Below are 13,842 nucleotides of genomic sequence, written 5' to 3'. Positions count from 1 at the left end.
TTCACAGGCCCCTGAGCCGTCCGGTCCGCTCGGATCGTGAAGTCCATCGCACCCCTTGAGCTGGGGTGTTGCAACGTTCACTAGAACCCAAGCGCCGTACCGGGGCCCTTCCGTATGTGTGCGCCGTGCGGCTGCCGCTACGGCCGGCGGGCCGAGGTCACCCGGTAGACGTCGTAGACGCCCTCCACGCTCCGGACCGCCTTCAGCACATGGCCCAGGTGCTTGGGGTCGCCCATCTCGAAGGTGAAGCGGGAGGTGGCGACGCGGTCACGGGAGGTCTGCACGGCCGCGGAGAGGATGTTGACGTGCTGGTCGGACAGGATCCGCGTGACGTCCGACAGCAGCCGGGAGCGGTCCAGCGCCTCGACCTGGATGGCCACCAGGAAGACCGAGGACTGGGTGGGCGCCCACTCGACGTCCAGAATCCGCTCCGGCTGCCGGGACAGCGAGTCGACGTTGACGCAGTCGGCGCGGTGCACCGAGACGCCGTTGCCGCGGGTGACGAAGCCGATGATGGGGTCGCCCGGCACCGGCGTACAGCAGCGGGCGAGCTTGACCCACACATCGTCGACGCCCTTGACGACCACGCCGGGATCGGCGCTGGAGCGGCGCTTGGAGCGCGGCCGGATCGGGGTGGACTCGGCGATGTCCTCGGTGGCCTCGTCCTGGCCGCCGAGCGCCTGCACCAGCTTCTGGACGACGCCCTGCGCGGCGACATGGCCCTCGCCGATGGCGGCGTAGAGCGCGGAGATGTCCGGGTAGCGCATCTCGTGCGCCAGGGTGACCAGGGAGTCGCCGGTCAGGATCCGCTGGATCGGCAGGTTCTGCTTGCGCATGGCGCGCGCGATGGCGTCCTTGCCCTGCTCGATCGCCTCGTCGCGGCGCTCCTTGGAGAACCAGCCGCGGATCTTGTTGCGGGCGCGCGGGGACTTGACGAAGCCCAGCCAGTCGCGGGACGGCCCGGCGCCGGTCGCCTTGGAGGTGAAGACCTCCACCAAGTCGCCGTTGTCCAGGGTGGATTCGAGCGGGACCAGCCGCCCATTGACCCGGGCACCGATGGTGCGGTGGCCGACCTCGGTGTGCACCGCGTAGGCGAAGTCGACGGGCGTGGCGCCGGCCGGCAGCGCTATCACATCGCCCTTCGGCGTGAAGACGAAGACCTCGTTGCGGGAGAGGTCGAAGCGCAGCGACTCCAGGAACTCGCCCGGGTCCTCGGTCTCCTTCTGCCAGTCGAGCAACTGCCGCAGCCAGGCCATGTCGTTGACGGTGTCCTGGCCCTTGCCGGCGTTCTTGGGCACATCGGTGCGGATCTTGGAGGCGCCGGCGACCGCCTCCTGCTTGTACTTCCAGTGCGCGGCGATGCCGTACTCGGCACGCCGGTGCATGTCGAAGGTGCGGATCTGCAGCTCAACGGGCTTGCCGTTGGGGCCGATGACCGTCGTGTGCAGCGACTGGTACATGTTGAACTTCGGCATCGCGATGTAGTCCTTGAACCGGCCGGGGACCGGGTTCCATCGCGCGTGGATCGTGCCGAGGGCGGCGTAGCAGTCGCGGACCGTGTCGACTAGGACGCGGATGCCCACCAGGTCATAGATCTCCGCGAAGTCGCGACCGCGGACGATCATCTTCTGGTAGACGCTGTAGTAGTGCTTCGGGCGGCCGGTGACCGTGGCCTTGATGCGGGCGGACCGCAGATCGGCCTGGACCTCGTCGGTCACTATCGCCAGGTACTCGTCCCGCTTGGGCGCCCGCTCGGCGACCAGCCGCACGATCTCGTCGTACATCTTGGGGTAGAGGATCGCGAACGCGAGGTCCTCCAGCTCCCACTTGATGGTGTTCATGCCCAGGCGGTGGGCGAGCGGGGCGTAGATCTCCAGCGTCTCGCGGGCCTTCTTCTCCTGCTTCTCCCGCTTGAGGTACCGCATGGTGCGCATGTTGTGCAGCCGGTCGGCGAGCTTGATGACCAGCACGCGCGGGTCCTTGGCCATCGCGACGACCATCTTGCGGACCGTCTCGGCCTGCGCGGCCTCGCCGAACTTGACGCGGTCGAGCTTGGTGACGCCGTCGACCAGCAGCGCGACCTGGTCGCCGAAGTCGCTCCGCAGGGTGTCCAGGCCGTACTCGGTGTCCTCGACGGTGTCGTGCAGCAGCCCCGCCATGAGGGTGGCCGGGTCCATGCCGAGCTCGGCGAGGATCGTGGTCACCGCGAGCGGGTGGGTGATGTACGGGTCGCCGCTCTTGCGCTTCTGGCCGCGGTGCCAGCGCTCGGCGACCTGGTAGGCGCGTTCGATCTGCCGCAGCGTCGCGGTCTCGATCTTGGGGTCGTTGCCGCGGACGGCCCGCAGCAGCGGCTCCAGGACCGGGTTGTACGGGCTGGAGCGCTGGACGCCCAGCCGGGCCAGGCGGGCCCGTACCCGGTTGGGCGAGCCGGAGCGGCCGGCGTGCGCGGGCGTGAGCGGCTTGGCAGCCGGCGGCGGGCCGGCCTTGGCGGGCGGGTTGCCGCCGCGGGCCGGGGCGGCGGGCCGGGGCGAGGAGGCCGCGGGCCCGGGCTTGGGCGCCGGGCGGGAGCGCTCGGCGGGAGCGGGGGAAGCCGCAGCGGGCCGGTCTGCGGAGGGCCGGGGCGGGGTGGTCCCGCCGGGCGCACCGTGCCGCTCGGGCTGGGGCGCGTCCGAGGAGGTCGCGGCGGCGGCCGCCGCCTCGTCGGGACGCGCGGCATCGGATCCCGCCGGACGCAGTCCGGGGGAGAGCGGCTGGGCCTCGTCTGGCAAGAGCACTCCTCAGGCGGTTCCGGACCCCGGGACCTCGAACGGGTCGGGCTGCCATGGTATCGAGCCCGGCGCCGCGGCTCCCCCGCGGCCATGGTTCCGTACATGACACAGCAGCAGGGGCACCCAAAATCTTCCGGGGCTCCCCCGTTGCGAAACGGCGCCCGCACGGGGCGCGGGCGGTGCGGCTCAGACCGTGATCTAGGCCTCCGGGCCGGCCGGGCAGCAGAACAGCCCCTACCGACAGCGAAACTGAACAAAAGGACATCCGGAATTTTCTCCGGATGTCCTTTTGCTTGCCCTATTCGAGATTCCGCGCGCGCTTCGGATTTCCGAGCTTGCGCCTCAGACTGCTTTCAGCAGCCTGCCGACAAAATCAGTGGCTCCAGTCCACCAGCGCGAATCCCTTGACCCTGATCGCCGGCTTTGCCGCGATGTTGTCCCAGGGGATGTTCTTGACGTGGCCGCCCGTGCCACATCCCGCGCCGTACCACCGCTCCTTGCCGTCGGCGGCAAAGCCCCTCACCTGGACGCATGGCCGTCCCTTGTCGGCATGCCAGCTGTAGCCGATCTTGGCCCCGTGGTTCCCTATACGGCTGCAGCCCGAGTACGAGGGAGGGCTCCACCTTCCCGCCACACCCCCGGCCTTACCGCCGCATTCCTTAACCGTCACAGCAGCCGAACCCGCACCCTGCGCCCGGCTCACCGGAGCCGCATTCACCGGCGTAGAGGCGAGAGCGACGGCCGCAAGGGATGCGATGGACACTGCCCCCGTAGCAATTTTGCGTGAAATCGTCAAAGCAATTCCTCCATGATGCATCGCCCCGGTCGAAGGCGATGACCAAGATCTAAGCACGACAGCCCGGGATTCGCACACACTTTCGAGCCAAGTTCGATCCGCACCTTTTCTACGGATTTATTCCTCTTCTCGAGGAAATGACGCTCTTGGGTGGGCATCGCGCTGCGTATCACCATGCCAGGGTGCCTCGAGGGTGGTGGCCGTCCGTACGCGAAGCGGGCCCCCGGGAAAATCCCGGGGGCCCGCTTCCACGCAGTGCTGGTCGCCTCAGACCGTGATCAGGGCCTCCAGGGGAGCGCCCTTCAGGCCTGGCTCCAGGCGCTGTCGCCCGGCCAGGAAGCCCAGCTCCAGCAGTACGGCCAGGCCCGCCACCTCGGCGCCGGCGCGGCGGATGAGCTGCAGCGAGGCGTCGGCGGTGCCGCCGGTGGCCAGGACGTCGTCGATCACCAGCACCCGGTCGCCCGGGTCCAGCGCATCGGCGTGAATCTCGATCTCGGCGGTGCCGTACTCCAGCTCGTAGGCCTGACCGAGCGTGCTGCCCGGCAGCTTGCCGGCCTTGCGCACCGGGACGAAGCCGATGCCGGCGCGCACCGCGACGGGGGCGGCGAGTATGAAGCCGCGCGCCTCCAGTCCGACCACCTTGTCGGCACGGTGGCGGGCGCACAGCTCGGCGAAGGCGTCGGTGAGCGCACCGAAGGCCGCCGGGTCCGCCAGCAGCGGGGTGATGTCCTTGAACACCACGCCCGGCTGCGGATGGTCCGGTACGTCGCTGATCCGGCTGAGCAGCAGCTCCCGCAGCTCGGCGGGGGCGCTCATCGGCGCTTGCCCGACGGGCGGCCGCGTCCGCGGTTGCGGGAGGCGGGCTGGTGGCGCGGGCCGACGACCGCGGCGGCGCCGGAGTCGTCGTCGACCTCGTCCGCCGTGCCGGCTGCCCCGTCCTGCGGCTCCAGCTGGTCCTCGCCCTTGGCCGCGGCTGCGGCGCGCTTGGCCATGACCCGCTTGGCCAGCGCCTTGATCTGCGGCTCGCGGTTCTTCAGGTCGGCGACCAGCGGGGTCGCGATGAAGATCGAGGAGTACGCACCGGCGGCGAGACCGACGAACAGGGCCAGCGAGATGTCGTTGAGCATGCCCGCGCCCAACAGGCCGCCGCCGACGAAGAGCAGACCGGCGACCGGGAGCAGCGCCACCACCGTGGTGTTGATCGACCGCACCAGGGTGCTGTTGATCGAGCGGTTGGCGATCTCGCTGTAGGTGAAGCGGTTCTGCTTGGTGATGTCCTTGGAGGCTTCCTTGAGGCTGTCGAAGACGACGACCGTGTCGTAGAGGGAGTATCCGAGGATCGTCAGCAGACCGATGACAGTGCCGGGGGTGACCTCGAAGCCGACCAGGGCGTAGACGCCGACCGTGATCGTGAGGTCGTGGATCAGGGCGACCAGGGCGGCGAGCGCCATCCGCCACTCGAAGGCGATGGCCAGGTAGAGCACCACCAGGACCATGAAGATCCCCAGGCCCAGCCAGGCCTTGTTGGCGATCTCCTCACCCCAACTGGGGCCGACGAGCTGGGTGTTGACCTTCTCGACCGGGATGTTGAGGTCCTTGGCGAGCTCTTCCTGGACCGGCAGCGACTGCTGGGTGTCCAGCTCGCTGACCTGGATCCGCAGCCCGCCGTTGCCGAGCTTCTGCACCAAGGCCTGGTGGCCGGCCGCGGCCGACTCGGCGTGGTGCTGCGCCTGGGAGGAGGAGACGCTGGTCGGCGGGGTGGTGAAGACCGCGCCGCCGGAGAACTCGATGCCGAAGTTCAGGCCCCGCACCGCCAGGCCGACGATGGCCGCGATGGTGATCAGGATCGAGAGGCCGTACCAGATCTTCCGCTTGCCGATGAAGTCGTAGCCGACCTCACCGCGGTAGAGCCGGGCGCCGATGTTGCCGAGCTTGGACATCTCACGCCTCCTTCGTCTGGGTGGGGGCGGTGCGACGGCGACGCAGCGGCGGCTTGGCGCCCAGGCGCTTGGGGTCCAGACCGGACCAGGAGTGGCCGTCGGAGAAGAACTTCCGGCGGGCCAGCATCGTCATCAGCGGCTTGGTGAAGTAGAAGACCACCACGACGTCGAGGACGGTGGTCAGGCCCAGCGTGAAGGCGAATCCCTTCACCTTGCCGACGGTGACGATGAACAGCACCGCGGCGGCCAGGAACGACACGAAGTCGGAGACCAGGATCGTACGGCGAGCCCGCGGCCAGCCGCGTTCGACGGCCGGGCGCAGGGAACGGCCCTCGCGGACCTCGTCCCGGATGCGTTCGAAGTAGACGATGAACGAGTCGGCGGTGATACCGATGGCGACGATGGCGCCACAGACCGCTGGGAGGTTCAGCGCGAACCCGATGGCCGGGCCCAGCAGCGTCATGATCGCGTAGGTGAGGACCGCCGAGACGACGAGGCTCGCCAGCGCGACCAGCGCCAGGCCCCGGTAGTAGGCGACGAGGTAGATGACGACCAGTGCCAGGCCGATGGCTCCGGCGAGCAGGCCGGCGTGCAGCTGCTCACCGCCGAGCGCCGCGGTCACCGTGGTCTGGTCGACGATCTTGAACGAGAGCGGCAGGGCGCCGTAGGAGAGCATGTTCCCCAGGCTCTCGGCGGACTGCTGGGTGAAGCCGCCGGAGATGGTGGCGGCGCCGCCCGTGATGGCCTTGTCGACCGAGGGGTCGGAAACGACCTGGCCGTCCAGGACGATCGCGAACTGGTTCTGCGGCCGCTGCTTGGTGGCGAGCTTGCCGGTGACGTCAGCGAACCGCTTGCCACCGTCGGAGGTGAGGTCCATCTGGACGATCCAGCCCTGGCCGCTCTGGCTGTCGAAGACGGCCTTGGCGTCCTTGACGTCGGTGCCCTGGACACCGACCGGGCCGAGCACGTACTTCTGCGCGCCGTCGTCCTTGCAGGCCACGACCGGGTCGCCGGGCTTGGCGGCGGCGGCCTTCTGGCCGGCGACCGCACGGGCCTTCTTGGAGGAGCAGTCCAGCGCGTTCAGCTGCTTCTGCAGGGCCGGCGGAATCTGGTCACCGCCCGGGACGGGCGGTACCGGGGGCGTGGCGGGCTGCTTGGCCGGACCGGAGGGAGAGGGCTTCGCCGACGGCGCCTTCTTCAGGGCGTCCGTCACGGCGCGGCCCTGGGTGGTCGGCTTGGAGGACGGCGCCGTCGAGGACGAGGCGTGCTGCTGGCCGCCCTTGCCCTGGTCGCCGCCCTTGGCACCGGCGCCCTGGCCGCCCTTGCCCTGGGAGGGGCTGGGCTTGGGCTCGGGGGTCTTGGTGCCCACGGTGGTGGTCAGCACCGGACGGAAGCCGAGCTGGGCGGTGGTGCCGACCTGCTGACGGGCCTGCTTGGCGTCGGTGCCCCGGGGGATGTTCACCACGATGTGGTTGGTGCCCTGGGTCTGGACCTCGGTCTCCGCCACGCCGAGACCGTTGACCCGCCGGTCCATGATGTCGGCGGCGGTCTTCATGTTGGTCTCGTTGATCGCGTTGGGCTTGCCCGGCATGTTCTCGGCCTGGAGCGTGAAGCTCGTACCGCCGGCCAGGTCGATGCCTAGCCGGGGCGTGAGCGTCCCGGCGTAGAACATGCCTCCGATCAGCCCCGCCATCACGATCAGGACCAGGAGCAGAGTGCGGCCCGGATGCCCCTGGCTCGCGGGCGCCCTGCGGCCCTTTTTCGGTGCTGCCACCTTGTCGTTTCTCCCTGTCCAACCCCTCGGCCTGGGGTGTCGGTGTCGGCCGAGCGGCCACGAAGTCTTGTGGGGACCTGCCCCCGCCGGAGCCTAGACCGTCCAGGAACCGCGGTGCACGCCGTCACGCGCCCCGCGGTTCCGGGAAATGCCCTACTTGGCCTCGCCGCCGGCCTTCTTGTCGTCCTGAGCGGCGTCGGTGTCGGCCTTGGCGGTCTCGTCGGCGTCCGTGTCGGCCTTGTCGGCCGCGTCGGCCGGGGCCTCGGTCTTGCCCAGGTCGATCTTGTCGGCCTTGTCACCCGTTTCGGTGGCGGCGCCGGCGCTGTCGCCGGTCAGCGACGAGGCGTCGTCCGGAACGACCGGCTCGTCGGCGTGGATCGGGTCGGCACCGTCCAGGATGCGGTTGTACTCCTCGTCCGCGAGCACCGCGCCGATGGCGTTCTTGGCGTAGATGGCGTGCACGCCGGGGGCGACCTCCAGGAGGACGGTGTCCTCGTGGACTTCCTTGACGGTGGCGTACATGCCGCCGATCGTCCGGACGCCGGTGCCGGCCTGCATCTCATTGCGCATCTGCTGGGCCGCCTGCTGCTTCTTCTTGGCGGACCGCGTCATCAGGAACATGGCCCCGATGAGGACGATGAAGGGGAGGAGAGTCACGATACTCTTACTCACGGGACGGAAATCCTTCGCACGACCGCTGCTCCGCGGTCTCATATACGGGGGTCGGTATGCCGTCCGTACGGATGGCATCGGCGGAGTCTAAGCGCATCCCCACCAGTGGAACAACGCCCAGCATCGCACCGCAGTTCCTGACCGTGCGAGTCTCCGCGCCGTCACGGACCGAACAAGCCCTGCTGTCCGCTTGCTCCCGATTGGTTCTGTGGGGGAACCATACCGAGGTGAGCCCAGGCCGCGGGGGTGGCGACCCGGCCCCTGGGCGTCCTGGCGAGCAGCCCCTCCCGCACCAGGAACGGCTCGGCGACCTCCTCGACGGTCTCCCGCTCCTCCCCCACCGCGACCGCGAGGGTGGACAGGCCCACCGGGCCGCCCCCGAAGAGCTTGAGCAGGGCGGTGAGCACCGCCCGGTCGAGGCGGTCCAGACCGCGGGCGTCGACCTCGTAGACCCCGAGTGCCTGGGAGGCCACCTCGCGGGTGATCAGGCCGTCGGCCTTGACCTGGGCGAAGTCCCGGACCCGGCGCAGCAGGCGGTTGGCGATGCGCGGGGTGCCCCGGGAGCGGCCGGCGATCTCGGCGGCGCCCTCCGGCTCTATCTCGACGTCCAGCAGCCCGGCCGAGCGGTGGATCACGCGCTCCAGTTCGGCGGGGGCGTAGAACTCCATATGGGCGGTGAAGCCGAAGCGGTCGCGCAGCGGGGGCGGCAGCAGACCGGCCCGGGTCGTGGCGCCGACCAGCGTGAACGGCGGGAGGTCGAGCGGGATGGCGGTGGCGCCGGGGCCCTTGCCGACGATCACGTCGACCCGGAAGTCCTCCATCGCCATGTAGAGCATCTCCTCGGCGGGCCGGGACATCCGGTGGATCTCGTCGAGGAAGAGGACCTCGCCCTCCTGGAGGGAGGAGAGGATCGCGGCAAGGTCGCCGGCGTGCTGGATGGCCGGGCCGGAGGTGATCCGGATCGGGGCACCCATCTCGGCCGCGATGATCATCGACAAGGTGGTCTTGCCCAGGCCGGGGGCGCCGGACAGCAGGACGTGATCGGCGGTGGCGCCGCGGGCGCGGGCGGCGCGCAGCACCAGGTCGAGCTGCTCGCGCACCCGCTCCTGGCCCACGAACTCGCCGAGGTCCTTGGGCCGCAGCGCGGCCTCGACGGCGGTGTCCTCGCCGTCCGCGTCGGCCCCCACCAGCCGGTCGGGGCCGGCCGCTGCGGGGTCCTCGGCGGGCGGTGCGGTGTCGTCCCAGTTCACTGCGGATTGCCTCGTGGGGTCGGGGCGGCCGGGCCGCCTGGCTGGTCGTACGGTCGGGGGTCCCGTGGCGGAGCCGGGGCGGTCACCGGGCGCGGTTGAGGGTCTGCAGGGCGGCCTTGAGCAGCTGTGGCACCTGGGGCGCTGCGCCCTCGGCGAGCGCCGCCTCGGCCCGCGGGGCGACCGCGGCCACCGCCTCGTCCGCCTCCCGGGTGGCGTAGCCGAGGCCGATCAGCGCGGCCTGCAGCTGGTCGCGCCAGCCGGCCGCGGCCGCCGCGGCGCTGCCCGGCCGGCTGCTGCCCACCGGCTCGCCCAGCCGGTCCTTCAGCTCCAGCAGCAGCTTCTGCGCGCCCTTCTTGCCGATGCCGGGCACGGCAGTGAGGGCCTTCTCGTCACCGGTGGCGACGGCCAGCCGCAGGGCGTCGGGCGTGTGCACCGCGAGCATCGCCTGGGCGAGCCGGGGGCCGACGCCGCTGGCGGTCTGCAGCAGCTCGAAGGTCTGCCGCTCGTCGTCGTCCGCGAAGCCGTACAGCGTCAGCGAGTCCTCGCGGACGACGAGGGAGGTGGCGAGCTTGGCCGGCTGTCCGACGCGCAGCGCGGAGAGGGTGTTCGGCGTGCACTGGACGGCCATGCCGACGCCGCCGACCTCGACGACGGCGGTATCGGGGGCCAGGGCCGCGACCGGGCCGGAGACAAAGGCGATCATCGGGTGCCCTTCAGCGTGCGGACGGGAGCGGTGGAGCGGCGGGCGGCGGCCTGCGCCTGCTGGAGGCGGTTGACCGCGGGCGCGCGCCAGATGTGGCAGATGGCGAGGGCCAGGGCGTCGGCGGCATCGGCCGGCTTCGGTGGCGCGTCCAGCCGCAGCAGGCGCGTCACCATGGCGCCGACCTGGGCCTTGTCGGCCCGGCCCGAGCCGGTCACGGCCGCCTTGACCTCACTGGGGGTGTGCAGCGCGACCGGCAGGCCACGGCGGGCGGCGCAGAGCATGGCGACCGCGCTGGCCTGGGCGGTGCCCATGACCGTACGGACGTTGTGCTGGCTGAACACCCGCTCCACGGCGACGTATTCGGGGCGGTGGCGGTCCAGCCACTCCTCGATGCCGCGCTCTATCAGCACCAGCCGCTCGGCGATCTCGGCGTCGGCCGGGGTGCGGACGACACCGACGCCGGCCATCGTCAGGGGACGGCCGGCGACCCCCTCGACCACGCCGATCCCGCACCGGGTCAGCCCCGGGTCCACGCCCAGCACCCGCACGGCGCCCCCTTCCTCGGCCTTCCGCGGCCAACCGACAGACTGTTCGTGCAGGTTATCGGCTGCCACTGACAATGCGTCGGGAGCGCGGCGACGGCGGCGGAGGTCCGGCTGCGGCCACCGTACCGCTGCGCGGGAGCGGCACCCGGCCGGCGCCCGCCCGCCCGGTGACCGCGCACATGACACACGGCCCACCGGAGGGATCCGGCGGGCCGTGTGTGGTGGTCCGGGCGGGAGCCGTCAGGCGTCGACCTTGGCCATCACGTCGTCCGACACGTCGAAGTTGGCGAAGACGTTCTGCACGTCGTCGCTGTCCTCCAGCGCGTCGATCAGCTTGAAGATCTTGCGCGCGCCCTCTTCCTCCAGCTCGACCTGCATGGTCGGGACGAAGTTGGCGTCGGCGGAGTCGTAGTCGATACCGGCCTCCTGGAGGGCGGTGCGGACCGCGACCAGGTCGGTGGCCTCGCTGAGCACCTCGAAGGACTCACCGAGGTCGTTGACCTCCTCGGCGCCGGCGTCCAGCACGGCACCCAGCACGTCGTCCTCGGTCAGCTCACCCTTGGGGACGATCACCACGCCCTTGCGGTTGAACAGGTAGGAGACCGAACCCGGGTCGGCCATCGAACCGCCGTTGCGGGTCATGGCGACGCGGACGTCCGAGGCGGCGCGGTTGCGGTTGTCGGTGAGGCACTCGATGAGCACCGCGACACCGTTGGGGCCGTACCCCTCGTACATGATGGTCTCGTATTCGGCGCCGCCCGCCTCGAGCCCGGCACCGCGCTTGATGGCGGAGTCGATGTTCTTGTTGGGGACGGACTGCTTCTTCGCCTTCTGGACGGCGTCGAAGAGCGTCGGGTTGCCGTCGAGGTCGGCGCCGCCCATCCGGGCCGCGACCTCGACGTTCTTGATCAGCTTCGCGAAGAGCTTGCCGCGCTTGGCATCGATCACGGCCTTCTTGTGCTTCGTCGTAGCCCATTTAGAGTGGCCGGACATCCGCCTGTCTCCTTCGCGTAACCAACTTCTGAAACGAACGCCTTCGATCCTACCGGGGCTGGATCACCCGGTGTTACTCCGCCGAGGCACGCACCATGTCGACGAACAGGGCGTGCACCCGGTGGTCACCGGTGAGCTCCGGGTGGAACGACGTAGCGAGGACGTTACCCTGCCGCACGGCCACGGTGTGCCCGTCGTACGTCGCCAGCACCTCGGCCGCGGCGCCGACCGACTCGACCCAGGGCGCCCGGATGAACACGCCCTCGACCGGTCCGCCGTCGATGCCGGCGACGTCGATGGCGGCCTCGAACGATTCGTTCTGCCGCCCGAAGGCGTTACGGCGCACGATCATGTCGATGCCGCCGAGGGTCTCCTGGTCCTCGCGGGCGTCCAGCAGCTTGTCCGCGACCATGATCATGCCGGCGCAGGTGCCGTAGACCGGCCGGCCCGCCCGCACGAACGCGCGCAGCGGCTCCAGCATGCCGAAGACGACCGCCAGCTTCGACATCGTGGTGGACTCGCCGCCGGGAATGACCAGGCCGTCGATCTCGGCCAGTTCCTCGGGACGGCGTACCGGCTGCGCCTGGGCACCGGCGTCCGTGAGCGCCTTGACGTGCTCACGGACGTCGCCCTGGAGGGCCAGCACACCGATGGTGGGGGTGCTCATCTGCTGTCGTACGTCCTTACCAGCCGCGGTTGGCGTAGCGCTCGGCCTCGGGGAGGGTGTCGCAGTTGATGCCGACCATGGCCTCGCCCAGGTTGCGGGAGACGTCCGCGATGACCTTCGGGTCGTCGTAGAAGGTGGTGGCCTTGACGATCGCCGCGGCGCGCTTGGCGGGGTCACCGGACTTGAAGATGCCGGAGCCGACGAACACGCCCTCGGCGCCGAGCTGGCGCATCAGCGCGGCGTCGGCGGGGGTGGCCACACCGCCGGCGGAGAACAGCACGACCGGCAGCTTGCCCAGCTCGGCCACCTCCTTGACCAGCTCGAAGGGGGCGCGGAGCTCCTTGGCGGCGGCGTACAGCTCGTTGTTGTCACAGCCGCGCAGCTTGGCGATCTCGCCCTTGATCTGGCGCAGGTGGCGGACCGCCTCGACGACGTTGCCGGTGCCGGCCTCGCCCTTGGAGCGGATCATCGCGGCGCCCTCGGCGATCCGGCGGAGCGCCTCGCCCAGGTTGGTGGCACCACAGACGAAGGGGGTGGTGAAGGCCCACTTGTCGGAGTGGTTGACCTCGTCGGCCGGGGTGAGGACCTCGGACTCGTCGATGTAGTCCACACCGAGCGACTGCAGGACCTGGGCCTCGACGAAGTGGCCGATCCGGGACTTGGCCATGACCGGGATGGAGACCGCGTCGATGATGCCGTCGATCATGTCGGGGTCGGACATCCGGGCCACGCCGCCGTCCTTGCGGATGTCGGCGGGCACCCGCTCCAGGGCCATGACGGCGACGGCGCCCGCGTCCTCGGCGATCTTCGCCTCTTCGGGCGTGACGACGTCCATGATCACGCCGCCCTTGAGCTGCTCGGCCATACCGCGCTTGACGCGCGCGGTTCCGGTCTCGGGGTTCTGGGGCGTGGTGGGCGTGCTGGACACGGTGGGACCTCACTCAGTGCGGGTACTAGTGCGTGCCGACCACACAACCGTTTGTGAGGGGCCGGGGAAAAGGGCCAATTCAAGGCCGGTGGCTCGTGACGGCTGGGAAGTGGTCCGGTTCCGGGGCCGCGCGCCCTCGGCGCTCCGGTGCCCGGGCCGGGCAACGGGCCCGCGGGCGGCCGCTCAGTTCCCCGCCGAGCGGTCGTCCAGCACGGCCGGCGGCTCGTCGTCCATCTCGAAGGCCAGGGGGAACGGCGCGTGCCCGGCGAGCCGGAAGTACCGCACCACCCGGTGCCGGCGCACCGCGCGGGCGGCCCGTACGGCATCGTTGTGGAAGCGGCGGGCCATCGGGACGCGGCGCACCGCCGCGGTGAGTTCGGTGACCGTCTGCTCGCCGCCCGGGGCCTCCCGTACGGCCTCCAGCTGGCCCTCCTCGGCGAAGATGGCCCGCAGCGCCTGGCTCAGCTCGCTCTCGGCGACCTCACGGTGGTCCTCCTCGGCCTGCCGGGCCTCGTGCGCGGCCTGGTAGAGCACGATCGAGGCGGCAGGGTCCAGGACACCGGAAGTGCCCACCTCCTGGGCGACGGACGCGCGCCGCAGCAGCTGGGCGTCGAGCGCCGCGCGCGCCGCGTCGATGCGCGCGTGCAGACGGTCGAGACGGCCGGCGGTCCAGCTGAGGTAGATGCCGATGAGGACGATCGCGGCGGCGATCCAGATGAACGTGGTCACGCGGGGGCACGTTACCCGTCCGCCGGCGGGGACGGCGCCGCCCCGCCCGCCGGCGACCGGCCCGCCGCGCGGGGCGG

13 protein-coding genes are annotated in these 13,842 nt (G+C 70.8%); all 13 read right to left on the bottom strand.

What is annotated here, in order from left to right; all coding sequences use genetic code 11:
- Nucleotides 1-137: 137 nt before the first annotated feature.
- Nucleotides 138-2,768 (bottom strand): bifunctional (p)ppGpp synthetase/guanosine-3',5'-bis(diphosphate) 3'-pyrophosphohydrolase, encoded by a 2,631-nt coding sequence (locus AB0G84_RS34370; protein ID WP_361329958.1) that lies wholly within the window; start codon nt 2,766-2,768, stop codon nt 138-140.
- Nucleotides 2,769-3,141: 373 nt separating this feature from the next.
- Nucleotides 3,142-3,291, bottom strand: a complete 150-nt coding sequence (locus tag AB0G84_RS34365; RefSeq protein WP_361329955.1) for a hypothetical protein — start codon at nt 3,289-3,291, stop codon at nt 3,142-3,144.
- Between the two features lie 540 nt (nt 3,292-3,831).
- Nucleotides 3,832-4,380 carry an adenine phosphoribosyltransferase gene (locus AB0G84_RS34360; RefSeq protein WP_361329953.1) on the bottom strand — a complete coding sequence of 183 codons (549 nt, stop codon included), beginning with the start codon at nt 4,378-4,380 and terminating at the stop codon, nt 3,832-3,834.
- A complete protein-coding gene (gene secF, locus AB0G84_RS34355; protein ID WP_361329950.1) occupies nt 4,377-5,504 on the bottom strand; it encodes a protein translocase subunit SecF in 1,128 nt (375 codons plus the stop codon). Before secF ends, AB0G84_RS34360 begins: the two co-directional genes overlap by 4 nt.
- Nucleotide 5,505: 1 nt before the next feature.
- Nucleotides 5,506-7,278 (bottom strand): protein translocase subunit SecD, encoded by a 1,773-nt coding sequence (gene secD, locus AB0G84_RS34350; protein ID WP_361329947.1) that lies wholly within the window; start codon nt 7,276-7,278, stop codon nt 5,506-5,508.
- 153 nt (nt 7,279-7,431) lie between these two features.
- Nucleotides 7,432-7,899: a preprotein translocase subunit YajC gene (gene yajC, locus AB0G84_RS34345; protein WP_361329967.1), complete on the bottom strand. Its 468-nt coding sequence runs from the start codon at nt 7,897-7,899 to the stop codon at nt 7,432-7,434.
- A 212-nt stretch (nt 7,900-8,111) separates the two neighbouring features.
- Nucleotides 8,112-9,200 carry a Holliday junction branch migration DNA helicase RuvB gene (gene ruvB, locus AB0G84_RS34340; RefSeq protein WP_361329943.1) on the bottom strand — a complete coding sequence of 363 codons (1,089 nt, stop codon included), beginning with the start codon at nt 9,198-9,200 and terminating at the stop codon, nt 8,112-8,114.
- Between the two features lie 82 nt (nt 9,201-9,282).
- Entirely contained in the window at nt 9,283-9,903 is a 621-nt protein-coding gene (ruvA, locus tag AB0G84_RS34335) for a Holliday junction branch migration protein RuvA (protein ID WP_361329940.1), read from the bottom strand.
- Nucleotides 9,900-10,451, bottom strand: a complete 552-nt coding sequence (ruvC, locus tag AB0G84_RS34330; protein ID WP_361329964.1) for a crossover junction endodeoxyribonuclease RuvC — start codon at nt 10,449-10,451, stop codon at nt 9,900-9,902. Before ruvC ends, ruvA begins: the two co-directional genes overlap by 4 nt.
- A gap of 237 nt (nt 10,452-10,688) precedes the next feature.
- Nucleotides 10,689-11,441: a YebC/PmpR family DNA-binding transcriptional regulator gene (locus AB0G84_RS34325; RefSeq protein ID WP_361329937.1), complete on the bottom strand. Its 753-nt coding sequence runs from the start codon at nt 11,439-11,441 to the stop codon at nt 10,689-10,691.
- 73 nt (nt 11,442-11,514) lie between these two features.
- Nucleotides 11,515-12,108 (bottom strand): pyridoxal 5'-phosphate synthase glutaminase subunit PdxT, encoded by a 594-nt coding sequence (gene pdxT / locus AB0G84_RS34320; RefSeq protein WP_361329934.1) that lies wholly within the window; start codon nt 12,106-12,108, stop codon nt 11,515-11,517.
- Between the two features lie 16 nt (nt 12,109-12,124).
- The gene (gene pdxS / locus AB0G84_RS34315; RefSeq protein WP_030067142.1) at nt 12,125-13,036 is read right to left on the bottom strand and encodes a pyridoxal 5'-phosphate synthase lyase subunit PdxS; all 912 of its coding nucleotides are present in this window, start codon (nt 13,034-13,036) and stop codon (nt 12,125-12,127) included.
- Between the two features lie 183 nt (nt 13,037-13,219).
- Nucleotides 13,220-13,765 (bottom strand): hypothetical protein, encoded by a 546-nt coding sequence (locus tag AB0G84_RS34310; RefSeq protein ID WP_361329929.1) that lies wholly within the window; start codon nt 13,763-13,765, stop codon nt 13,220-13,222.
- Between the last annotated feature and the right edge of the window lie 77 nt (nt 13,766-13,842).

The sequence above is a fragment of the Streptomyces sp. NPDC020742 genome, assembly GCF_040641675.1.
Taxonomy (GTDB): domain Bacteria; phylum Actinomycetota; class Actinomycetes; order Streptomycetales; family Streptomycetaceae; genus Streptomyces.
Note: the sequence above shows the minus strand (reverse complement) of the source record. Positions and strands in the feature narration are given on the sequence as shown.

Bases quoted from the DNA above. Each gene is read 5' to 3' on its own strand.
- AB0G84_RS34325 (WP_361329937.1), bottom strand. From the start codon at position 11,441: ATGTCCGGCCACTCTAAATGGGCTACGACGAAGCACAAGAAGGCCGTG.
- AB0G84_RS34360 (WP_361329953.1), bottom strand. From the start codon at position 4,380: ATGAGCGCCCCCGCCGAGCTGCGGGAGCTGCTGCTCAGCCGGATCAGC.
- yajC (WP_361329967.1), bottom strand. From the start codon at position 7,899: ATGTTCCTGATGACGCGGTCCGCCAAGAAGAAGCAGCAGGCGGCCCAG.
- secF (WP_361329950.1), bottom strand. From the start codon at position 5,504: ATGTCCAAGCTCGGCAACATCGGCGCCCGGCTCTACCGCGGTGAGGTC.
- pdxT (WP_361329934.1), bottom strand. From the start codon at position 12,108: ATGAGCACCCCCACCATCGGTGTGCTGGCCCTCCAGGGCGACGTCCGT.
- ruvA (WP_361329940.1), bottom strand. From the start codon at position 9,903: ATGATCGCCTTTGTCTCCGGCCCGGTCGCGGCCCTGGCCCCCGATACC.